Annotated in this window: 21 protein-coding genes and 1 tRNA gene; 1 reads left to right on the plus strand and 21 read right to left on the minus strand. The window is 42.8% G+C overall.

What is annotated here, in order from left to right:
• Nucleotides 1-11: 11 nt before the first annotated feature.
• Nucleotides 12-1,280, minus strand: coding sequence for an outer membrane beta-barrel protein (locus AAEO56_RS04510; RefSeq protein WP_341695832.1), 1,269 nt, complete (start codon nt 1,278-1,280; stop codon nt 12-14).
• Nucleotides 1,277-2,008 (minus strand): type III pantothenate kinase, encoded by a 732-nt coding sequence (locus tag AAEO56_RS04515; RefSeq protein WP_341695833.1) that lies wholly within the window; start codon nt 2,006-2,008, stop codon nt 1,277-1,279. Before AAEO56_RS04515 ends, AAEO56_RS04510 begins: the two co-directional genes overlap by 4 nt.
• A gap of 134 nt (nt 2,009-2,142) precedes the next feature.
• On the opposite strand from AAEO56_RS04515, the gene AAEO56_RS04520 reads away from it, so the two are divergent.
• Nucleotides 2,143-2,215 (plus strand) — tRNA-Phe (locus tag AAEO56_RS04520).
• 76 nt (nt 2,216-2,291) lie between these two features.
• On the opposite strand, the gene AAEO56_RS04525 is transcribed toward AAEO56_RS04520, so the two are convergent.
• From AAEO56_RS04525 to AAEO56_RS04615, 19 genes are all read right to left on the minus strand, one after another.
• The gene (locus AAEO56_RS04525; RefSeq protein WP_341695834.1) at nt 2,292-2,927 is read right to left on the minus strand and encodes a DUF6549 family protein; all 636 of its coding nucleotides are present in this window, start codon (nt 2,925-2,927) and stop codon (nt 2,292-2,294) included.
• Nucleotides 2,924-3,562, minus strand: a complete 639-nt coding sequence (locus AAEO56_RS04530; protein ID WP_341695835.1) for a peptidoglycan-binding protein — start codon at nt 3,560-3,562, stop codon at nt 2,924-2,926. Before AAEO56_RS04530 ends, AAEO56_RS04525 begins: the two co-directional genes overlap by 4 nt.
• Nucleotides 3,559-3,825, minus strand: coding sequence for a hypothetical protein (locus tag AAEO56_RS04535; protein WP_341695836.1), 267 nt, complete (start codon nt 3,823-3,825; stop codon nt 3,559-3,561). The genes AAEO56_RS04530 and AAEO56_RS04535 overlap by 4 nt, the downstream gene beginning before the upstream one ends.
• A gap of 1 nt (nt 3,826) precedes the next feature.
• The gene (locus tag AAEO56_RS04540) at nt 3,827-4,066 is read right to left on the minus strand and encodes a hypothetical protein (protein WP_341695837.1); all 240 of its coding nucleotides are present in this window, start codon (nt 4,064-4,066) and stop codon (nt 3,827-3,829) included.
• A 10-nt stretch (nt 4,067-4,076) separates the two neighbouring features.
• On the minus strand, nt 4,077-7,313 hold the full coding sequence (locus AAEO56_RS04545) for an autotransporter outer membrane beta-barrel domain-containing protein (RefSeq protein ID WP_341695838.1): 3,237 nt from the start codon (nt 7,311-7,313) through the stop codon (nt 4,077-4,079).
• Nucleotides 7,313-7,864, minus strand: coding sequence for a hypothetical protein (locus AAEO56_RS04550; RefSeq protein ID WP_341695839.1), 552 nt, complete (start codon nt 7,862-7,864; stop codon nt 7,313-7,315). Before AAEO56_RS04550 ends, AAEO56_RS04545 begins: the two co-directional genes overlap by 1 nt.
• Complete coding sequence (locus tag AAEO56_RS04555) at nt 7,852-8,328, minus strand: DUF6712 family protein (RefSeq protein ID WP_341695840.1); 477 nt, start codon at nt 8,326-8,328, stop codon at nt 7,852-7,854. The genes AAEO56_RS04550 and AAEO56_RS04555 overlap by 13 nt, the downstream gene beginning before the upstream one ends.
• A gap of 5 nt (nt 8,329-8,333) precedes the next feature.
• Entirely contained in the window at nt 8,334-9,494 is a 1,161-nt protein-coding gene (locus tag AAEO56_RS04560; protein WP_341695841.1) for a phage portal family protein, read from the minus strand.
• A complete protein-coding gene (locus tag AAEO56_RS04565) occupies nt 9,491-9,799 on the minus strand; it encodes a hypothetical protein (protein WP_341695842.1) in 309 nt (102 codons plus the stop codon). Before AAEO56_RS04565 ends, AAEO56_RS04560 begins: the two co-directional genes overlap by 4 nt.
• A gap of 217 nt (nt 9,800-10,016) precedes the next feature.
• Complete coding sequence (locus AAEO56_RS04570) at nt 10,017-10,472, minus strand: hypothetical protein (RefSeq protein WP_341695843.1); 456 nt, start codon at nt 10,470-10,472, stop codon at nt 10,017-10,019.
• The gene (locus tag AAEO56_RS04575; protein ID WP_341695844.1) at nt 10,433-10,897 is read right to left on the minus strand and encodes a helix-turn-helix domain-containing protein; all 465 of its coding nucleotides are present in this window, start codon (nt 10,895-10,897) and stop codon (nt 10,433-10,435) included. Before AAEO56_RS04575 ends, AAEO56_RS04570 begins: the two co-directional genes overlap by 40 nt.
• A gap of 14 nt (nt 10,898-10,911) precedes the next feature.
• Nucleotides 10,912-11,460, minus strand: a complete 549-nt coding sequence (locus AAEO56_RS04580; protein WP_341695845.1) for a hypothetical protein — start codon at nt 11,458-11,460, stop codon at nt 10,912-10,914.
• Nucleotides 11,461-11,595: 135 nt separating this feature from the next.
• Nucleotides 11,596-12,126 carry a hypothetical protein gene (locus AAEO56_RS04585; protein ID WP_341695846.1) on the minus strand — a complete coding sequence of 177 codons (531 nt, stop codon included), beginning with the start codon at nt 12,124-12,126 and terminating at the stop codon, nt 11,596-11,598.
• 391 nt (nt 12,127-12,517) lie between these two features.
• Nucleotides 12,518-13,459 carry a hypothetical protein gene (locus tag AAEO56_RS04590; RefSeq protein ID WP_341695847.1) on the minus strand — a complete coding sequence of 314 codons (942 nt, stop codon included), beginning with the start codon at nt 13,457-13,459 and terminating at the stop codon, nt 12,518-12,520.
• Between the two features lie 7 nt (nt 13,460-13,466).
• Nucleotides 13,467-14,540: an XkdF-like putative serine protease domain-containing protein gene (locus tag AAEO56_RS04595; protein ID WP_341695848.1), complete on the minus strand. Its 1,074-nt coding sequence runs from the start codon at nt 14,538-14,540 to the stop codon at nt 13,467-13,469.
• Nucleotides 14,541-14,875: 335 nt separating this feature from the next.
• Nucleotides 14,876-16,723, minus strand: a complete 1,848-nt coding sequence (locus AAEO56_RS04600; protein ID WP_341695849.1) for a hypothetical protein — start codon at nt 16,721-16,723, stop codon at nt 14,876-14,878.
• The gene (locus AAEO56_RS04605) at nt 16,720-17,064 is read right to left on the minus strand and encodes a hypothetical protein (RefSeq protein ID WP_341695850.1); all 345 of its coding nucleotides are present in this window, start codon (nt 17,062-17,064) and stop codon (nt 16,720-16,722) included. The genes AAEO56_RS04600 and AAEO56_RS04605 overlap by 4 nt, the downstream gene beginning before the upstream one ends.
• Nucleotides 17,043-17,258 (minus strand): hypothetical protein, encoded by a 216-nt coding sequence (locus tag AAEO56_RS04610; protein ID WP_341695851.1) that lies wholly within the window; start codon nt 17,256-17,258, stop codon nt 17,043-17,045. The genes AAEO56_RS04605 and AAEO56_RS04610 overlap by 22 nt, the downstream gene beginning before the upstream one ends.
• On the minus strand, nt 17,255-19,552 hold the full coding sequence (locus tag AAEO56_RS04615; protein WP_341695852.1) for a hypothetical protein: 2,298 nt from the start codon (nt 19,550-19,552) through the stop codon (nt 17,255-17,257). The genes AAEO56_RS04610 and AAEO56_RS04615 overlap by 4 nt, the downstream gene beginning before the upstream one ends.
• Nucleotides 19,553-19,759: the final 207 nt, after the last annotated feature.

Genomic DNA, 19,759 nt, shown 5'->3' on the forward strand with positions numbered 1-19,759 from the left:
ATAGTTTTTAACTATTCATATTTCCTTTTTTGGAACCACCTGTCGTTTATAGAAAGGCTTACGAATAAATTTACATAATTTTCTTTTATCAGATTTGCTTTTGTAGTACCCCTTTGGCCAAACTCCACACCAAGGTTAAGGTTAGACCCACCTATACGCCCTCCTATCGGAAGGCCAACCCCAAGGCTAAGTCCCATGTCGTTTATCGCTTCACCATTTATAACTAACCCTGTTTTCTCATACCTCGCACCGGCACGGTATGTAACCCTGCTAAGATAGCTGGTGAAAGACGCATATTTTGGAATAAAGTAGCCGCCTAATGAGAATTTATGCGCTGTTTCAAACTTTGCATTGGTAACATCGTCAAAACGGCTGCCCAGTTCCTGGCTTTGCTGAAAAGTATATTCTGCACCAATGAACCAATTCCTGTTTTGTCCAAAACCCGTACCGAAAGTTGCCTTAGAGGGCATCTTTACACTTGAGGTAGAAACAGTTGTATCAATCTGGTCATGCACGATCTCATTGTTTGAATTAGTGATGGTTATTGTGGCCAACTGCCTTTCGGTACTGCTTTTAAGCTTGCTCTCCGGAGTATATGTAGCACTTGTCACCCAATCGTATTTACCTAATTTACCCTGGTATACTGCGCCAATGTTGACAGACATGCCATTGTAATCGGAATTGTTGATTTCCCTTGTTGGATACTGTATCGACGCTTCCTTTATTCCGGTTATGCTTTTAGTTTCAACCTGCCCGAAATTATACTGAAAATCGGCACCAATATTGAATTTTGGCGTAATCCGGTAGGCCACTCCCCCGAAAACACGGTTAAGGCCGCCGTTTCCATTAAAGCGCCTAAAGCGTGTAAGGTTGTCCGAGGGATCTAAAGTTGAATTTTCTATCCTGTAACCTACCGCCGTATACGGCATAAGTCCGAAAGCAAAGCCAAATTTATTATAAGGTATGGCAACTGCAATGTAATCAACAGTAGTCCTGTTGGCATCATCCGAGGCAGAATTTGTCTTGAATTTTGTTTTGGAGTTACTGGCGCCAATAGTGTAGGTAGTGAATATTAGCGATGCGTATGTTGCAGGGTTTTGGAGGTTAACGTGAATACTGTCCGGCAATATACCCAGTCCACCCATAGACCTGTTCTCTGCGGTACCTTTGAATTTTATATCGCCAATTCCAAAATAAGAATAAGGGGACGCATTATTTTCCTGGGAAAAAACAACAGTGGACAAAAGGAGGCAGAAGCCTGCAATAATTTTTTTAATCATTTCTTGATCGTATATAAGTATAAAAAATTCAGACTTTCCAACAGGAAATTTGAATTGGCAAATATGGTGTTTTTTAATCTTTTAGCCAAAAAATCAGCATCCCCTCCTGTCAATATTATCGTTACATCCTGATACTGTTGCTTATACTGCGAAATAAACCCTTCCAGTTCGTACAGCAGCCCGTTTACTACACCCGAATGCATTGATGCCGCAGTAGAGTTGCCAATAAATTTGTCGGGCATTTCCGGATATAACAACGGAAGTTTTGCCGTAAAATTATGCATACTCTCATACCTCAGCCTTAAACCCGGCGAAATAGCGCCCCCCTGGTATTTATTTTCGCTGTCTACGAAGTCATAGGTAACACAGGTTCCTGCATCAATAATCAACCGGTTACAGCCAGGAAATTGCATTACAGCCCCGGAAGCAAGCACCATCCTGTCTATACCAAGCGTAGCCGGGGTACTATAATTGTTTTGAAACGGAAATGTGAAATCGCGGTTTACCCCGAACATTTTTGTTTTCTCTTTCAGTAGTAAGAACAGGCTGTCCTGCTCTTTCCCTACCGATGAAAGTATGCTATGGGCTATTTTAGGATATTTTTGAAAAATTTTTTCAGCCTCTACAGAAGCATCGTTTTTATCAAATACAAATTTTTCGGCAAGCACAGTATCCTCAAATACAGCCGCTTTAATTCTTGTATTGCCAATGTCAACCGCTAAAAGCATTTTATGTTTATTAGTGCGGCAAATATAGTGATTGATTTTTTTTATCTTTTGTTTTGGATAATTTAAAAATGGTTCTATATTTGCACCCGCTAACAAGGCAAGCAAGCAGCTTAAATTGAAAGTAAAAAGATAATGGTACCTTAGCTCAGTTGGTAGAGCAATGGACTGAAAATCCATGTGTCCCTGGTTCGATTCCTGGAGGTACCACAAAAACCCTTGAAAATCTAATGATTATTAAGGGTTTTTTTATTTTTGTATCAAAATTGTGCCAGGTAAGAGGATATTACTTTGCTATTACAAATCCGCCAACAGCTCCCACGGCCAGCCACACATACCATTTTCGATACCATGGGGAAGGGATTATCACCTCAGCAGCGGTAATATCGCTGACAGCCATGTGCGGGTTTGAGAGTGTGATGTCGGTCCTGACTGTTTGCTCCCCTAAAAACCACTTTCTCTTTGTTCCGGTTATAACATTTGCCGATGTCCAGGTTTTAAAGGAATCAATCTTTACCCCTGCCTGGTCTGCTTCATACCCAAAGCTGTACCATTTGTCAGACGTTGTTCCCGACCGTTCAAAAACACATGGTATGCTATCCTTGTAGACAATGCCGATAGTATCGAACTGCGTAACTGTTTGAAATTTCACTATCGCCCTGACTTTTGCAAACTCTTTTGTGAGCGCTGCCAGCTGGTGATCTTTATCAATAATGATTTTCTGCAATTGCGCTTTGTCAAGCTGGAGTGTCCTTATGCCAGCACTTTGCCCACCTAAGCGGTTCGTGTAATGCTGTACCGTATCGGTGAGAGTTTCAAGGTTTTTATCCGAAATGGATTCACGCATGTTGCACTCCCGGAATGAGGACAAAAGCAATATAGCCAGTATTAAAATGACTATATAAGGGATGTATTTTTTCATTTGTTGATAAGATTATAATAATATGCGAATTTTGCCCGTACATCTTCGAGACCGATATAACCCCCATTCACTGCTTTTCTGACGGCTTTTACATCTGCCGGGGCTGTACCTTTCATTTTGCCCCACAGTTTGTTCTTGGTGAAATAAAACAATGCCGATTCCCAAAAATATTTTGTTGCAACACAATCCGGGTCAGACATAATCTCGGCATCCTTTATAAAATCGCTGAAAAGCTTGTAATTATTCCTGCCGGTAAGCTGGAGCGATCCGCGACCCCTGAATTTCCAGCCGTCACCCGACGCCTCATCTCCATTACCCATACGGTTAGCATAAACGTTGTTAGCAATCTTTTTCGGCCTGGAAGCAAGTGCTTGCGCTAAAGCATTCGGCTTACCTGTTGCGGCGTCCTGATAACGGTTTGGCCATGTGCCTGCTAATCCGGCAGCGCTATAATTAAGATTTTCGGTGTCTGCTTTAAAGCCGCCTGTTTCATGATGTACATTGGCTAAAAAATGGGCCATTTGTGCGTCGTACTTTATTCCAAATAGTAAGCACATTTTCGCAATAGTAACCCTTCCCAATACCCCATCATCATTCAGACCGTTGTTTTTTTGAAATTCTGCTATATGATTCATACCTGGCTTTTTTTGTTTGGGCACCCATCACAGGATGCTTTATAGCTTTCTACTATTTGCCTGAGCATAAATATTTCCTGCTTCATTTCGACTATCTCGCTTTTCATGTCGGAAACAAGGTCTTTATAGAACTGCCTCCAACTGCTGTCAACCTCAACATTAGCCTTTCGTAAACTAGCCTGACGCAGTTTGTTAGCCGCAAACCAAGCATAAGCCCCACCTGCACTCATTAGATAAGGGAATATTTCTGCTAATGGCGGCATCTTATTCTTCTTTTATTTCTACACCAAACATTTTTGACAGTCCGTATATAACAGCGTCGAGAGCTTTTAGCCCTAGCATGCACTCATACTTTATTTCTTCCGAAAAAAGGTTTGTACCTGCTATGAAAATAGTAATGGCCGAAGTAAGTATAAATGTTATCCTGAACATGTTTTTAGCCCATGTCGGGGTTCTGCTGTTTATCGCTTCCTTTGTAAAGGCGTGGTATGTTTTCTTTATCATGATGTTTATTTTACCAGTTTGTTAATGCAGAGCGTACCCAGGTATTTGTTGCCACGCACACATAAATATATGTAGCCGTTATCCTGATTTCGCCAGTTGTGCCAGTATCGGCTGAGGAAGATGGGGCCGTATTTAGCGCTGACAATTTGAAGGCAGTACCTTGAAACTGCCCCGTTTTTGATACAAATGCACGCGTTGCTGTAGCTCCGCTTATATTGCTGTTAAATTCGATTATGTTTCCAGTGCTTGATGTATGTGCATTATTTATTGTTGCTGCTGCAGCTGCATCAGCCAAATTTCTTTGCAATGTTATACCTACTCCGGTTGTTCCCATAAGTATCGTTCCCCGGCCCGAAGCAGAAGCGTTTGATATACTACCGCCATTAGGTAAGGAAATACCTGCTGCCGATGGTATTGTAATGACAGGTGAATTATTGTACTTCAATACCACTTGCTGAGCATCATTGCTTCCGATATTTACTGTGGCACCAGTTGTGTCACCTCCATTGGTTAGCTTTGTGTCAATCGCGGTTTGTTGTGCCGTAGATACAGGCTTATTTGCATCACTGGTATTGTCAACGTTTCCGAGCCCAACATCTGACTTTGAGAAATCAATGTTTCCCGGGCCCAAAAGGCTTTGTCCTTCAATTGTCTTTATGTTTGTGCCGGAAACCAACGTTGCCTGTTTTCCTGCAAGAGCTGTAGCCACTGCCGTTGCGATATAAGAAGGGTCAGCAGAAAATATATTACCCACAAGCTGAATGCCAGTGCCGTTTGTATAGGTTCCCATACCTCCCGTTTGAGATAATGTTATTGCCGTTGTGCCTAATGTAATAGAATCGTTAGTTATCGTCCACCATGTATCCTGATTCACTGTTCCCTTGGTTACCGGGATAGTTTTATTAGCCAGCTCTTCACCAGTATCAGAATCACCGGCCCTGACCCAGGCTATTTCATTGGCGAGATAAATACCATTTTGTGCCGCTATAGTCTGATTTTTTACGAGCACCCTGTCCCCTATAGCCACCGTCACATCATCTATCGTTAAAAGCCCTGACAAAGTGATGTTTGCTGTGGTCGCTACAACGCAGTTTACTTTCCAGTTAAGCCCTGCAACCGCATTATCTACATAGCCTTTGGTAATTGCAGAATTTGCGGTGTTTGGGAATCCTGTTAATTGAACATCGCTACTGAAAGTACCAGGCCCGCCAAATAAAAAGTTAGGATGGGATATTTGAAACGTTCCTACGCCCCCAAAAAACACATCACCATTTGTCTTTAACTGAAATGTACCCATAGCAGTATTAAGTACTAGGTTTGTCCCTATATTTGAGACAGTGCCGTTAGTCAAAATTTGTTGTAGGGTTCGCGCATCGACATATTTTTTTTGGGTGTAATCCAAGAGGCCTATATTTGCTGTGTAATCTCCCGACCCCGATATGCCTTTTGAATTTGTATCAGTAAAGTCTAAAAACAATTGGGTTGTAGTCAAACCCATACTAACTGCTATACTCTCAGATGTATTATTTAGAGTCAAACTTATTCCTGTTGCACCTAAAGCTAAACTGGAACTTGATTCAGAAGAATAAACATTTCCGGAAATATTAGTTGGTGAAACATAAAGACCTGAATAGAGAGAATACTCGGCATCTATAGAATTCATACCTAACGAGTTATTATTAAACTGTAATATAGAATAAACACTAGCCTGATCGCCATTTATAAACTGTCTCGCACCCGTAAATTCAATATTTCCTGTAATCGGTTTTCCTTCTGCTGTGCCTGATAACGGGACACATTCCCCAACATCATCCAGCATGGCATAGGTATGTGGACCTGTCTTATCTTCGGGATGGTTAAATTGTGTGTTCCCGCTTACATCGTTAAAACGCTGCTTAACAGTATAACCATTGGCACCCGTAAACAAATGCCCGTCTTCCTGATGCTGTAGTTTTGCCCCATCGCCATATACTGTTATAGGATAACCTGTTTCTCTTCCTACTGCGGTTACTGCTTCGAGTGTGGGTATACCGGAAACATTACCATTAGTAACCTGTGCAAAATCGGCATTTATAAAGTCATTAGCGCCCAAACCACCTCCATATACTCCAGGTGAACCAATGAATAATGCAAGATACAGCACACCGCCTATGTAATAGCCAAAGTAATATTCAAGGCCGGTTTCGGTAAAATCGTGTTCTTCTTCATTGGCAGCTGCCAGGAATCCTCCTTCTTCAATTTCACTTAATGGAATGATGAGTGTCGTATCGTTGTCTCCGACATCGGCTATACTAAGTGGTTTTTCTAACAAAAGATAGAGCATCCCCTGAAGAATCGTATTGCCTCCATAACCCCAGGTGCCCTTTCCTCCCATAAAAAGGAATGTGTAGCTTGTGGAAATACCTGTTTCGCTGATAGTATATCCCGTGAAAAGCACAGGCGTATCTATAGGAGTAATTATGGTGGTGATCTGGTTTAGTTTTATGCGCATCCCCCTGGCTGCGGGCAAAGTTTCTATAAGGCCCACACTGCGGACTAAGGGAGCATTGTTCTCATACTGGGGTATGGTATCGTCCATCGTCTGAAAATCGGCTTCTGTTGATTGCTGCTCTCCTACTCCATAGACGCCAGGTGCACCTATCCACAGATAGGATGCCGGTACAGCATCTAGAGTTCCCTGAAATATTGTATAACCTTCATTTTGTGGCTGTATAACTATTTCGGAGGTATGGCTGTTCAGCCATTGCGAAACCGTTTGGCCTTCACTTTCAAGGGCACCATAATTCACGATGTCAGTTACAGGGTCTGCTCCAATGTCAGATAATGTTTCTTCATTTGAATACATCAACTCAACATCATCGGCAGTGAGCTGCGTTGCGCCAACACCATACTTGCCTTTGCCTTTGTTCATCATCTTGAACTTCAATATCCTTTGCGGAGAATAAAGCCCCGGTGTCGAGCGTTTTCCCGATGCGATAAACCATACCGATTGCTTTTCGTTCACCTCATATAGAGGCAGGCCGTTTATCTTTGATACGATAACATTTAAATTATCATCATCTTCAATAAAGACATATTTTTTAATATCAATATTGTCCTGCCCGGCAACAAAAAGGTTTGCTACCGGGAATTTGTAGCTGCTGCCGTCCGCCCCCTGGGATATGTCGAATGGCTCAGCAACGTGTATCAGCGCATTTTCCGTTATCGTTGCAGCCTGTGGCCTTTGTGTAAGTTTTTGATTTTCCATTACTGAAATATGAAGTTAATATCGTTCTGAAATATGAAATCCTTCCCATCCTGAAAGATGTAATTTAAACCTTCGACAGTTATGATATCTGTACCCATAATGTCGTTTACAAATGGGGCAAACTCTTCCTCCATACCTTTGAAATCGATGGTGTACTGTGTGGTACTTACCTTAAGGCTTTCAGCCGTCAAGCCGTTTCGGAAGCCTAAAAGGAAATAATCGCCGTTGCTGTCCAAAATAATAAGGAAGTAATCTTTTTTAAGCAGCTTCTGGAATTGCAGGTTATCAAAGGCTGTGATTTTATTGAAGGTTAGGGAGAGCGATACATCAAAAGATTTACCCCCTTCATTTTCATTTTGCTGCTGCAGGAATGCCGGCCCCTGCACAAGGTCAAAAGTGTAAAAGAAAGTTTCGGGGAATTCGAGCAGGCTCACACCGTCGTAGGTAATTTCGCTTCGCTGCACTTTTTTGTACGGAGCCAAAAAGACCCTCTTTATACCACCTATTGTTCTTTTACACTGCACCTGCCTGTTTGCCGTTATAGGAACCATCCGCCTGATACTTTTACATCTTTATTACAACTTCCTGCATATTCCGGCAGCGGGTTGCTGCGCAGCCATCTTTCGGCCCTTTCGATATACATCTGTGCTTTGGTGCGCTGGGTTTGTGCCAGGTACTGTACTTCTGCCTTATTTACGGTTTCACTGTTTTCGGGAGCGTGCTTAAATATCCCTCCATTTGCCACCGTATAGCTACCGATCTCTACATATTCGGCAAAGACCTGGTGACGAAGTATCGGCTTGAGGTAATTGGTAAACAAAACCTCATAATCACCGGCTAAGACTTCGTCCTGAAAATCCTGTTTTATCTTTTCGTACAGCTTTGTTCCCAGTAACGGCTCAATCACCGTGACCTGTACATCCAAGATGCATGGAATGTATTTGTCGACATCAACGTTGCCGCCCATAGGTGTGTAAGCTGTAATTTCTGACGGGCGTATTAAAAGTATTTCCATGATGCTTAGTTATTAGAGGATATCATTTGGGCAGCGACAGCCATTGCGGGCGCTTTTTTTTCTTCATCGCGGGAATCCTGGGGTGCTGCCGGAGTTTCGGTAAGTGGCCTGAAATAAAGGTCGAGTGTAATACCGTTGAGCGATATAATGTTCTGCAAGGCCTCGATGATGTATTGCTGCTTCGGCGCTATCACCCTTTTTACCAGTTGTGCTTCGGCAGTGTCGAGCTCATCAGCATTGTTACCAAAGCCTGTACTGTCTTTTATACCGAAAAGCATGGGCGAAACAACCCTGTGGGCGGTCATTATCTGTTGGCGGCTTTCCTGAGTAAGGAAGTCCCATTGCTTGTGCTGCTGCTCGTTTACGGGGAAGGGCACTATCGTAATTTCGGCTTCCTTATTCTGGAAAGAGACTACGAACTTCTGGGCATTGGTTGAGCCTGTCAGCTGCTCTTTTACCTTTCTTTCAAAGTCGAACTTCTCCTCCGGAGTGAGGCCTTCGCCATCGGGGAAGTTGATAATGTAACCTGCAGTTAATCCCTGCTTGATGGAATTAATGCAGAAGTTGGATATCTCTTCTTCCATTTCGGCATATTGCAACCCGGCAAGATAATCGGGTGCGCCGAAGTAATTGCATCCCGGTGTGTAGGGCTTTATTACATATATTTCTATATCGTCTTTTGAACTCCCGAAGGCGCTGAATTCTTCCGGCGGGGTTTTATGCAACTGTTTCCAGTTTTTGCAATACCAGTAGCTTTCGATCTCGCCATCCTCATTTTCAAGGCTTGGTGCGACCAATTGTTTTGGCAGATGGTAAATGCCCGAGACTTTTTTACGGTCTTTGGTTTTTACCACCTGGAGGGAAGCCTCGCCGAATATTTGGAAATCGGTGATAATTTTCTTTAATTCCTGTGGTCTCATCAGGGAAACAAATTCGGCCCACTGGTTTGGTTTTAGGGTTGCATCATGGGCGGTAAGTCCGCGGCCAAAGGTCAGGTCGATATACGATTTGTTGATGGCGGCATTGGTAACGCTGCCATTGTTCCTGTCAATTATATATTGGTAAAAGGAGTTATCGCGCCCGTTGAGCACCCAGTTCTTTGTTTTGTTTTCTTCAAGCTTTGGCCTGACATAACCTGACAGGTATAAAAATTTTACATCGCTCATAGTAGGAATATATCTTTGGTTGTCTTGTAATTCTGTGTATCCGCTGCCTGGCTTGTCACAAAGATCTTACCGCGGTAAAGGATCTCGTTTTCCTCTGTTACTTTTACCTGCCAATTCGATGTGTTTTTAAATGCCTTTTCAAATTGCAGGAACATATAACCGTTAGAAATCGTTGGTACAATTGTTATCGTACTGCCCGGCTCCCTTTCTTCGCCTGCCAGTTCGAGTACTACATCGCCCAATGGATAAAACCTCGGTATTATCTTCAGGGTGTGGGTTGTGTTGTTGGGGTTTAGTATGTTCATATTATAGTAATGAGAGGATGAGATTTTGTTTCAATTTTGGAAACAAAATCTCATCCTCTCATTAAAAAATACCTGCATAGAAATTGCTAATTGGTACAATTTCTTACTATGTGTGTACTTAGCGTATTTCCTAACTTAAGTGAAAAATGAGAATATCATTATAAAATAGTCCACTTATAAAAATCTGGCAGCCAATTAATTTATAAAGAAAAAGCCATCAATTAAGATGGCTCATGCTGTCAAACTCTATATCCTCTGGAATATACAATGAAGCATCGATTAATGGGATTGGATACTGATTGAGATATGTATTCTCTGTCTTTGAGTGCAAAATCCCACGAGTGATGCCTAGCGCCATACCTGCAAAATGCTGTGCATATTCTTTTTCCAGCTTATACTTATCTTTCTTAACTTGCATATCTTCCCATGCTGCACCGCTAAGTTCCATATAAAGACCACTTTCAATTGTCACAACAATATTTTTATCATACTGAAGTTCAAATAAAGCAAATGCAGCTATTGACGTTCTAGGTTTTACCCCAAAACGGAATCTCACAACCATTTCCAGTTTTGACAAATCATTGGTGTCAATTTTGTTTTCCTCATACACCGCAAATTGTTCCGTAACAACCTTTAGCAATTTAAAGGCGAACTCTCCCCTAATGTCTTCCATTTAATTTCTGTTATAGATAAAGGCTCGCCATAGGGCATCCTTTTTTTCTCGGATTTACTTTCCACCTTATCAACATTCAGTATAAGGTTACATTGTACAGACTTTTCGTACTGCGTCTTATGATCGTTAGGTATTACAAATAGCACCACATCTAGTGCGTTTTGTAATTTATAGATTGTTTCAAGGCTAATATTCTCCTGACCTTTCAAAAGTTTATTCACATATTGAGGAGAACAGTTCAAAAGAACTGCAAGTTCTTTTTGTGTCATGCCTTTTTTCTTCATTGCTGAAATTGCCTTAACAGCAATAGAGAAAGATATATCAATCCAACCTGAATTGTCTCTTCGATACTTGGCTTCTTGAAGCCATTCCGTATCTTTAACAGACTCTTTTTTTAGCCTGTTAAGAATTTTATTTGTATTCATATCTCTCTTAAAAATTATAATTCAATGAATTCCAAATCTGGGTTTTCTTCATCTTTAAGATATTCTTGCGCTATGTTAAATTTTTCTAGCTCTAGTAATAAATGAGCTCTCTCATTCATGTCAGCAGTTAATTTTATTGCCCCACCACAAATAACAAATGTGTTAGAATCAATTCTAATTGCATACACCCGCAACCAATTGTGCTTGTTTAGTCCTTTTCCTTTATCTCTCTCAAGTTTCCTGCCAGTTTCTTTTAATGTCAAAGGTCTAAAATACTCCGACAAATTGTCATATTTGGAGGTCTTTCCAGTTTCAGCCAATTCCAAAATTTTTGCCTCCATCATTTTAGCTTCGCGACGAGTCCTTTCTATAGCTTCTTCAATAGATATTGAACCCCAGACACCACTATGCAAATCACCTATATGATTAGTAAAAAAATCATGAAGGTAAATAGGATCATTCCACAAATCAAATAATCTTCTAAACTCATTTTTATTTTCACTGTCATATTGAACGGAGTAAAGACTTTCTTCTATTATATCAAAGATAGCTACTATTTTCATTCAATTAACCTATAGGTTTATTTTTTGCAAATATTTATAATAATTTTAGTTATTCCAAATATATTAAAAAAATATTTTCATAGAACTTAATTAATTAACCAGCAAAATTTCTTTTGCTGGTTTAAATATGGTAATTTATACCGATGGAGCGTTTTCCGGTACAAGGGCCAATAGCGCGGTTACTGTTGCGTCGCTGAGGATCGGGGCAAGCGCTCCTTCCATTGCTGTGCCGGTAAGGTTATATCCATTGAAGTCGGCTTTGGCGGCTCCTGTGGTTGGGGCAACGGTGAAGTCGACACCTTCTGAGGTACCAATCGCATGGTACAGTCCGTTGCGGTCTTTTACCACTACGGTTGGGAATCCGTAGGCAAGGAGATTGAACTGATGGTTGTCTTCTTTACTTATCCTTTGCAGGGCAAGCGTGAGGGTTTGCGTGTTTACGGTCGTACCGGCTGTTTTGTCGGAAACCATAGATTGTGCCAGGCTGTTGCCTTCGCCTGAAAGGTCGTACTGGAATACTTCGTCAATCAAAGGATTGATCGCTGTTGCTACACCGTCTACTACCGTGAAGGGCTTTTCGACGTGGTTGATGAAAAATACTTTTGAGGTACCTGCTAATGAATTTTTGCAAGGTACTTTTCTTCCTGATGTGATATCACATGCCATATTGTTTGATTTTTTTTGTACTGCGTGGGCAGTGGTTGTTTTTGTTATTGTTTTGAGCCAATAGGGTTTTAACCACCCCGCCCCAGGGGGCACCCCTCCAAGGGAGTGGAAGTGAGGGACGTGCTTACTCGAGGATGATTTTTGCAACGAATTGCATTAATTGTTTTAGGATGCTGGAAAGTCCTCACCCCCGACCCCTCTCCCAAGGAGAGGGGAGCGAGACGTAACGACAGAGCGTGATGAATTCAGTACGCTTGTATTCGGACAAACTTGAACGTAATGAGAATAGATGCATATTCTTATTATAAGTCCTCTCCCCGACCCTCTCCAAAGGAGAGGGAGCCAGAGTGTGCCGACAGAGCGTGGTAGATTCACGATACTGTTTGTGGAGTTATACCGATGGAGTTGCTGGCCTGTACCAAACAATCTCTTCGGAGTTGTAGTATTCTACGCCGGCATTGTATACCAGGGATCCGCGTACTTTTCCGTCAAGAAGGGTTTCGTTGGTGTTTACTACGTGTACGTTGTTGAAGTCGGCTTTAAGGCCGGTGCCGAATACTACGTTTTTAGGCTCAGCGATCACCATGTGGTTATCGGGCAGTCCCGGAAGCTCTACAAGGGTGAATTTGCCGAATTTGATTTCGGTAGCCGCATCGCTTTTGCCTTTGTTATTACTATCGCTGGCAAGGCCATTTGTAATTGCTTTTGAGATGAGCAGGAACGAGTAAGCGATTGCGATGTTTGATGCCACACCTACCTTGATAGGCTTTTTCTGCAAGCCAGCCGGAACTTCGCTAAGGGCTCTCATCAATTGTGCCTCTACGTTGTCTTTGGTGATCGCGATACCATCGACTGTGATGATATCGTCGTCGTCGCTAAACAGCTTCAGGTAGCCGTCGAATTCATCGGCATTGTCAGCATCGCCCTGCCATATCATCGTGTCGATAGCCTCTGCTTCCTGAGCAAGCTTTTCTGCAAGGATGGCGTCCATGATGACTTTCATATCGCCGTCGTTGAAGGCTGAGTCGCCCAAGTCGCCATCGTTCCACTGGTTTCGGAAATCCTCAAGGCATACCTCGAAATCATCCTTGAATTTCTTTGGTTCCAATACCTTTTCTGAAAGCACAATAGAACCGGCCGGTACGAATCCGCACGTGTATTCCCTGCGCCCGCCCGTAAGCTCTATCTTGCGGAGATTGAGCTTGTAATTTACATTTTCGTTGAGGGTGACAAACCCGGAGTCAAGCGTTACGGCCTCTTTGAATGCCTTGCCTATAATTACCCCGGCTTCTTTACCGGAATAATTGGATGTCGATGTTAGTGATGTAGCCATTTCTTATTTACTGATTTTGAATTGCGTGAAAAATCCTTTGTTTTGCTGTCTTAAGTTCTACCTGTACCGGTGCACCCTTTATAGGCCTGGCTGCCGGGGCTGCGGAAAGCTCTACGATCTGCGCTTTGAGCGCGTCTATTTCTTTTTTGTGTTCGATATGATACCTCAGCATTGCGGCCTTAACGGCATTTTCGACAGCTTTGGCGGATTCTTTTTCGTCTTTTGGGGCAGGAGCAGCAGGTTTTTTTGGGTCGCCACCGGCAGCTGCGGGGTCTTTTACCTCAGCAATCTTGCCCTCTTCTTTAACCACAAGGACTTTCTTGTCCTCCATTTCGTATTCTCCTACCGGAAGCGGAACTTCGGTACCGTCTTCGGCTGCTATCCATACGCGGCCACCAACCTGTAGGGTGTCGCCTTCGTATTGTATGACTACCTTATCATCGGTAGTCTTTACCGAACCAAGTGCAATGCCCCGCCCTTTTTTCATAAAGGCCAATGCGGATTCGAAACCGTCTTTAATTGCATCTGCAATCCTTTTTGTATCACTCATTTTTATATTGCTTTTAAAGTTTACTTCTTTAAGGGAAACCAGGGCATCTACCGAAAAACCCTTTACCTTCCCACTTTTGACATAGTCGTTCCATATCTCATCGCTGTCTACCTTCATGGTCGCCATCCAGCTGCCTTTGGGATAGGACAGGCCAAGCGCCGCCGACTTATCATTCTTACTGTCCTCTATTATCCAGCTTTCTACAAAGGTTACTCCCTGTATTTGGCTGTTGTGCTCCAGGCTGCTGTTTTGCTGGTGGCCGCCTTTATAGAACCCAAAAGCGAGTTCTTTGACCGTGTCTTCTGAGAAGAGTACGTTGAATTCTTCGCCATCCTGGTTGCGGTAGATGGGCTTGTTGGGCTCGAGTACCAAACCGATTAGTATGCGCTCGTCTTCATTGACGGTACTGAGCTTTACCTCAGCTTCGGACAGGGCAAGGAAGTTGCCTTCCATGGCGGGCTTTTCTACTAAGGAAATGCCGAAAACGCCTTTTGTGATTTTGGGATCGTATATCGCTTCGTAGGTTTTCATTGTTTCGGTTTTAGTAATAATGGGGGATGTGGATTTTGTTTTGTTTTTGAAAAAGGGAACCCCGCTGAAGCTGGGCAGGCAGCGGATGAAAAAGGAACGCGGATGACGCGGATTTGAGCGGATGGGCGCGGATTTTAGCTTCCTGCATAGTCCTCACCCCCGGCCCCTCTCCAAAGGAGAGGGGAGAGAGCCACACTCGTATGGTAAATCAATTTGGTTTATGTGGGACGTTGCAGTGTAACGCCTCTACAGAGGTTAATTAAGATTGCCTTATTATGGAATGATAACAGTGCGATTACCTGAATCCGGAAGCTTGCTGTGTCAGGACATTATTATTACAATGTGCTTTGCTCTACGATATTGCGGTCGAGGCTTTGGGCAGAGGTAACGTTGCTGCTTACTACGTAGGCTTGTATAGGAGTATTTTGCCCGCCGATGGCTTCGGCGATCTGGTTGGTGCCGGTGCCTTGTACCAAATTGAAAGCAGGAGCTGCCGCACCCCCACCTGCACCTGCTCCACCGGGGGCGCTTTTCTCTACCGGTTTTGTGGCAAGTATTTTCTTTACGTTCATCAAGCCGGATGCAACGGCTACACCTGCTGCTGCTGCTCCAAGCGCAGGGCCTACTATAGGTATTTCGGCCATACTTGCGTAGGCAGCAGTGGCTCCTTTATAAGTATCCTGGATTGCCTGTGATACTGCCATGCCTTTTGCGAGCTCTGCTCCTTTGCCGCCCATTTCTAACAACATTTTTGCGGTATTACCGGCAACATTCAAGCGGTTTTGGGCAACGGATCTATCCTCTTCTTTTTCCTCATCGGTTCTCTCATCTTTCTTATCACTATCTTTACGCATTAGATCTGACAAATAGGATGATGTTACAAAGGCGAGATCCATTTTGTTTTTGGCTAATTCCTCGTCGTCTTTTTTCTTTTTATCTGCTTTTTCTTTTTCTTTTTCAGCTGCTGCTGCTGCATTATCAGCCAGAATTTTTTTCTGCTGATTATCATTTTCAGACTGAGCCTGTTGGAGATTTTGCTTTGCCATTGCATACTGTGCTTCGGCATCGGCTCTCTCTTTTGAAAATAGCTTCGCGTTTTTAATGTCTTCTTGTAACTTGGCAAACTCCATTGCCGCTTGCTCTTTTATAATTTCACGCTCTTTTTTGAGCTTTACCAGCGGATCTATTTCGTTGTCGGCCTCCCATTGCTTTTGATTAAGCTGAAGATTTTTTTGAGCTAATTCTTTTCCTTTTGCAACTTGTTTTAATTCTTCAACCTGCTTTTCTTCCTCTTTTTTTCTAAGATCATCATAGTACTTATTTATTCGCTCCTTTTGTTTTCTTGTTGCACCGAGAATCTCAAGCTCTTTTATAGCCCTTTCCTGTTCAATGTTAATTTTTTTGAGATTTGTATCAGCAAGTGCGTCTATTTCCTTTTTATCATAATCTTCAAGTATTTTTTTTATGTCATCCCTGCGTTTCTTCGCTTCTTCATTTGCTTTTTTTCTATCCTGGTCAGCTTTATCCTGTCTTTCTTTAGCTTCCTTTGCTGCATCCCGATCTCGTTCATTGGCATAGAATTCTTTAATTGCAGCACTTTTTATTTCGTAGTTTTCATCGATCTCAAGTTCTTCGAGCGCCCTTTTTTCTGCGAGGTCTATCTTTTCCCGGTTAGTCTTTGCTGTGGCATCTTCATCACGTTTTCTATAGCCATCAAGAAACTTAGTCAACTGTGCTGCACTATCTTTATCTGCCTGCTCAATATCCCTGAGCATTCTGGCATGGGCATCGGCAATGGCCTGTTCTTTTTGTTCTACTGATAGTTTTTCGTCCCTGTTTAGTTCACCTATCTTATTGCGGTAGTCTAGTGCCGCCTTTTTCTTACGGTTGGTAAATTCGTCATACAAATCGCTATTAGCCTCATAAGCCAGTTCGTCTCTTTTTAGATTCTCCTGAGCATCCGCTTCCAGTTTGTCGAGTGCGCGTGAAGCATCCGAAGTAGCCCCAACAAAGTCGGTAACCCAATTTACCAGTCCGCTAAAAATATCGCCCAGGATTTCGAGTCCCGGTATAAAGCTCATCACTGCTTTTTTTACCTTCTCGAAATTGCCGATAAGGTAACCTAACGCAAGCACGATAATACCTATTCCCGTTCCGGCAAGTGCTATCTTAAACACCTTCATGATCCCGGTTGACGTACCAACAACTGCGGCATATATTGCCTGTGCGGCGGCAGCGGCCTTTTGTTGTGTAACAAAAGTTTTGTAACCTCAACAACGCTGTTTACCTTATCAAAATAGCCGTGCGTATGTTGGTTGAGCATTTCCATGGCTGTTCCGTTCTCCAGCACGGCGCTGCCGAAACCAACCAGCGTCTCACCAAAATCCTTACCCTTTTTTTCAGCCTTTTCAAGAGCTTCACCGGCTTTTTCAGTGACTTGTATAAAGTTTACGGTGTTGTTAGTGACATTCTCAATGTTGGTTTCTACATTGAACTCTAATTCTATTTCATACTTTTCAGCCATGATATGATCTTTTTAGATTTTTCGGTGTTTTCCTCCCGCATTTCGGTAGCCTGCATGTGCCTGATGCGCCTTATTTTTTCTTTGGTTTCCTTCCATGTTTTGGGAATGCCGTTTTTTCCTTTTGCAATCTCAATAGTGTGACCGCAGCCGTACCATTGGCCGGACTGGAGCATTTTGATGGTTTGTGCTATCATTGTATGTTTTGTATTAGGTATACCTGGAATGACCTGCCTGCGCCATTGTTGACGTTGATAAACATTGCCCTCGTTTCACCTGTGGTATTTTCGTTTACAAAAATGTTCAGGTTGTAGCCCTCCTGGTACACATCGGCCCATGAGGTGCCCGATCCTGTATCTTCTTTAGCAATATTCATCACAGCGCCATTGGTTACATACACACCGTATAACTGCTCTATACCGCTAAGTGTAACCCGTGACTGGGAAGGTGCGAAAAGGCCAAAATTGGTTTCGAACGTATTTATAAGATTTAGCGTCGTTTCACATGTGGTAAGGTCTACTGTAAAATCGTTTATGCGGTAATACCTGTCTTTTATGTAAAGCACATCGTTGAGCTTAAGCTTTGTGAGAAGCCACGCCGGTAGTATTGCCTGAAACTTAAAATTCCTCCTTTTTACATTGAATATCGACGTGATATAGGAAGACCAGTAATTTTTAAATAATGTGCCCAGAATCCTGGCGTAATTCCAGGTAGAGTTTTCGTCCTTCCAAAGCAATGAAAAGTTGCCTGAATCCAAGCCTAATGTATGGGCGGGCGTATTTATAAGCCCTATTACCCGGTTAGCGTTCCCGTCGTTATCTATAAGTGAAATGGAGTTTGCCGTAATATTTGTACGATTGTTATAATAAATTACCGCTTTGGGCTTTGCCGGCTCTATAGTTTCATTGGCAATAAGCCCATATTGTATGGTTGTGAGAGCATTAGTATTGCTATCTTTAAGCCTTTCGAATATAACCGTTTCGAAAGGAAGTGATATTTCGAGCGTTTCTCCATCCAGTGGCTCGCCTTCGTCATCATCAAGACTTAATTCTGCGTTGCCGTAGGCAATACCATTGTTTTTAAGGTACTGGATATTGAGAATTGTTGTTGGCGCCTGGTATTTAAAGTTCATGGTGCTGAATATCTTAGCGCGCTCCACATCATATTTTTCCCAATTGACCCATTTTGTTATGTCATGTACGGTGCCTGCATGATAGTAATCATCGATTGTGTTTATGTACATGTTACCCAGATTGTCGGGAATGGCAACGAGCTTGAACATGTTAAATAATCCTTTCAGGAAATCAATGATCTTCATGTTTGGCAATGCCGGTGCTACGTTGAAGGTATCTGTAATGGTGCTTATATTTGCATCAGCATCTTTATCTGTGTGGCCATAAGGAAATGCTGCACGATCTGCACGAAGCAGTATATAGGCATCATACTCAAAAGTAGCAGCTGCGCTTACATAAAATTTCAGGCTGAAAGGAGGATCGGGCGCAGCGGTAAATTCTACTGTATATGCTCCTGTGGCATCCACCTGCTGGTGTACTGTTTCAATACTGTTATTGTTGTTTTTTGCAATGATCCTGTAGGGAACGTTTTCAAAACCTGGTTGTGGTGTGATCGTGACACGGTATAGCATGTTATGGTAACCGTTGAAGGGATACTGGCCTACGTTCCAGCTATCGGTCGTGTCGTCATTAAAACCGAATACTTCCCCATCGCCATTGATCCAGTTAATTGCCTGCTCGGTATACTGTGCCCCTTCGTCGTTATTGAGCCACATATACAGCTCTTTGAACTCATTCCTCCCAAAAAAATCGCGGCTAAAAGTGATGCCATATTTTGCCTCAATAGCCTCAATAACTGCCAGCAACCTTATAGACGGCTTAAGATCGCTCCATACAATGCCCCTGTTCTGGCCGTTGTAGGCTATGTTTACGAGTTTTTCGCCGTCGGTGTTATCAGAGTTGTTTGAATTGTAAAGAAACTGGCGGCGCTGGCTTAGGAGCGTATATATGATATCGCGATCGTGCAACCCGGCGGTAAGTCCGTCCCGCACTTTGGAATAATTATAAATGTGGTCGTAATCTAAAAGCTGGAGATTGAGGCTGCTGAGCAAATCTTCTTTTATAAGCGTTTTAAAATTGACAAGATTGCCCCAGAAGTTTATGGTGTACGAACTGGCGCGACCATTTTTAACTGCGACTTTTTCCAACCTCATCTTACCCGTGCGGAAGGGAAGGCCATCAATTTCTATCCTGCAATCCTTTTTTGTCCTTGCATCAAAAGTATTGTCGATGTCGGCGTTATAATAATGCTTAAAGATGTAGTTGTTCCTGTCGCTGGCAGGGACCGTGAATGTTTTGGTATAGTCGGTATTCAGTTTAGAAACGTCCTCGGTGTTGGCCACGGAGCTGTTGAGTTCTATGGATTCGTCTTTGAACAAATCCAAAAGCTGACCTTCTATGTAAATTTTAAGCATCATGATTTATGTGTTGTGGAGTTGCGCCCTTTCAGGGCTTTGGCGTTCTTGTCACTACAACCCCGGGCGATTGTCCAGGGCTATTATATATAAGCCCTTGGGGTTTAAGGCTTTGCTTTATCTAATTCTTTGTAGTTATCTCTTGTTTTTAACCTCACCCCCGACCCCTCTCCGAAGGAGAGGGGAGTGAGCTACACCCTTTCTGGTTAA

The organism is Flavobacterium arundinis, from assembly GCF_038289855.1.
Classification (GTDB): domain Bacteria; phylum Bacteroidota; class Bacteroidia; order Flavobacteriales; family Flavobacteriaceae; genus Flavobacterium; species Flavobacterium arundinis.

What these genes read in the sequence shown, in the direction of transcription:
- AAEO56_RS04540 (WP_341695837.1), bottom strand. Translation starts at nt 4,066, where the DNA reads ATGATAAAGAAAACATACCACGCCTTTACAAAGGAAGCGATAAACAGC.
- AAEO56_RS04545 (WP_341695838.1), bottom strand. Translation starts at nt 7,313, where the DNA reads ATGGAAAATCAAAAACTTACACAAAGGCCACAGGCTGCAACGATAACG.
- AAEO56_RS04590 (WP_341695847.1), bottom strand. Translation starts at nt 13,459, where the DNA reads ATGGCTACATCACTAACATCGACATCCAATTATTCCGGTAAAGAAGCC.
- AAEO56_RS04565 (WP_341695842.1), bottom strand. Translation starts at nt 9,799, where the DNA reads ATGAACATACTAAACCCCAACAACACAACCCACACCCTGAAGATAATA.
- AAEO56_RS04585 (WP_341695846.1), bottom strand. Translation starts at nt 12,126, where the DNA reads ATGGCATGTGATATCACATCAGGAAGAAAAGTACCTTGCAAAAATTCA.
- AAEO56_RS04605 (WP_341695850.1), bottom strand. Translation starts at nt 17,064, where the DNA reads ATGGCTGAAAAGTATGAAATAGAATTAGAGTTCAATGTAGAAACCAAC.
- AAEO56_RS04600 (WP_341695849.1), bottom strand. Translation starts at nt 16,723, where the DNA reads ATGAAGGTGTTTAAGATAGCACTTGCCGGAACGGGAATAGGTATTATC.
- AAEO56_RS04510 (WP_341695832.1), bottom strand. Translation starts at nt 1,280, where the DNA reads ATGATTAAAAAAATTATTGCAGGCTTCTGCCTCCTTTTGTCCACTGTT.
- AAEO56_RS04535 (WP_341695836.1), bottom strand. Translation starts at nt 3,825, where the DNA reads ATGCCGCCATTAGCAGAAATATTCCCTTATCTAATGAGTGCAGGTGGG.
- AAEO56_RS04560 (WP_341695841.1), bottom strand. Translation starts at nt 9,494, where the DNA reads ATGAGCGATGTAAAATTTTTATACCTGTCAGGTTATGTCAGGCCAAAG.
- AAEO56_RS04515 (WP_341695833.1), bottom strand. Translation starts at nt 2,008, where the DNA reads ATGCTTTTAGCGGTTGACATTGGCAATACAAGAATTAAAGCGGCTGTA.
- AAEO56_RS04595 (WP_341695848.1), bottom strand. Translation starts at nt 14,540, where the DNA reads ATGAAAACCTACGAAGCGATATACGATCCCAAAATCACAAAAGGCGTT.
- AAEO56_RS04570 (WP_341695843.1), bottom strand. Translation starts at nt 10,472, where the DNA reads ATGGAAGACATTAGGGGAGAGTTCGCCTTTAAATTGCTAAAGGTTGTT.
- AAEO56_RS04530 (WP_341695835.1), bottom strand. Translation starts at nt 3,562, where the DNA reads ATGAATCATATAGCAGAATTTCAAAAAAACAACGGTCTGAATGATGAT.
- AAEO56_RS04525 (WP_341695834.1), bottom strand. Translation starts at nt 2,927, where the DNA reads ATGAAAAAATACATCCCTTATATAGTCATTTTAATACTGGCTATATTG.
- AAEO56_RS04550 (WP_341695839.1), bottom strand. Translation starts at nt 7,864, where the DNA reads ATGGTTCCTATAACGGCAAACAGGCAGGTGCAGTGTAAAAGAACAATA.
- AAEO56_RS04615 (WP_341695852.1), bottom strand. Translation starts at nt 19,552, where the DNA reads ATGATGCTTAAAATTTACATAGAAGGTCAGCTTTTGGATTTGTTCAAA.
- AAEO56_RS04580 (WP_341695845.1), bottom strand. Translation starts at nt 11,460, where the DNA reads ATGAAAATAGTAGCTATCTTTGATATAATAGAAGAAAGTCTTTACTCC.
- AAEO56_RS04575 (WP_341695844.1), bottom strand. Translation starts at nt 10,897, where the DNA reads ATGAATACAAATAAAATTCTTAACAGGCTAAAAAAAGAGTCTGTTAAA.
- AAEO56_RS04610 (WP_341695851.1), bottom strand. Translation starts at nt 17,258, where the DNA reads ATGATAGCACAAACCATCAAAATGCTCCAGTCCGGCCAATGGTACGGC.
- AAEO56_RS04555 (WP_341695840.1), bottom strand. Translation starts at nt 8,328, where the DNA reads ATGGAAATACTTTTAATACGCCCGTCAGAAATTACAGCTTACACACCT.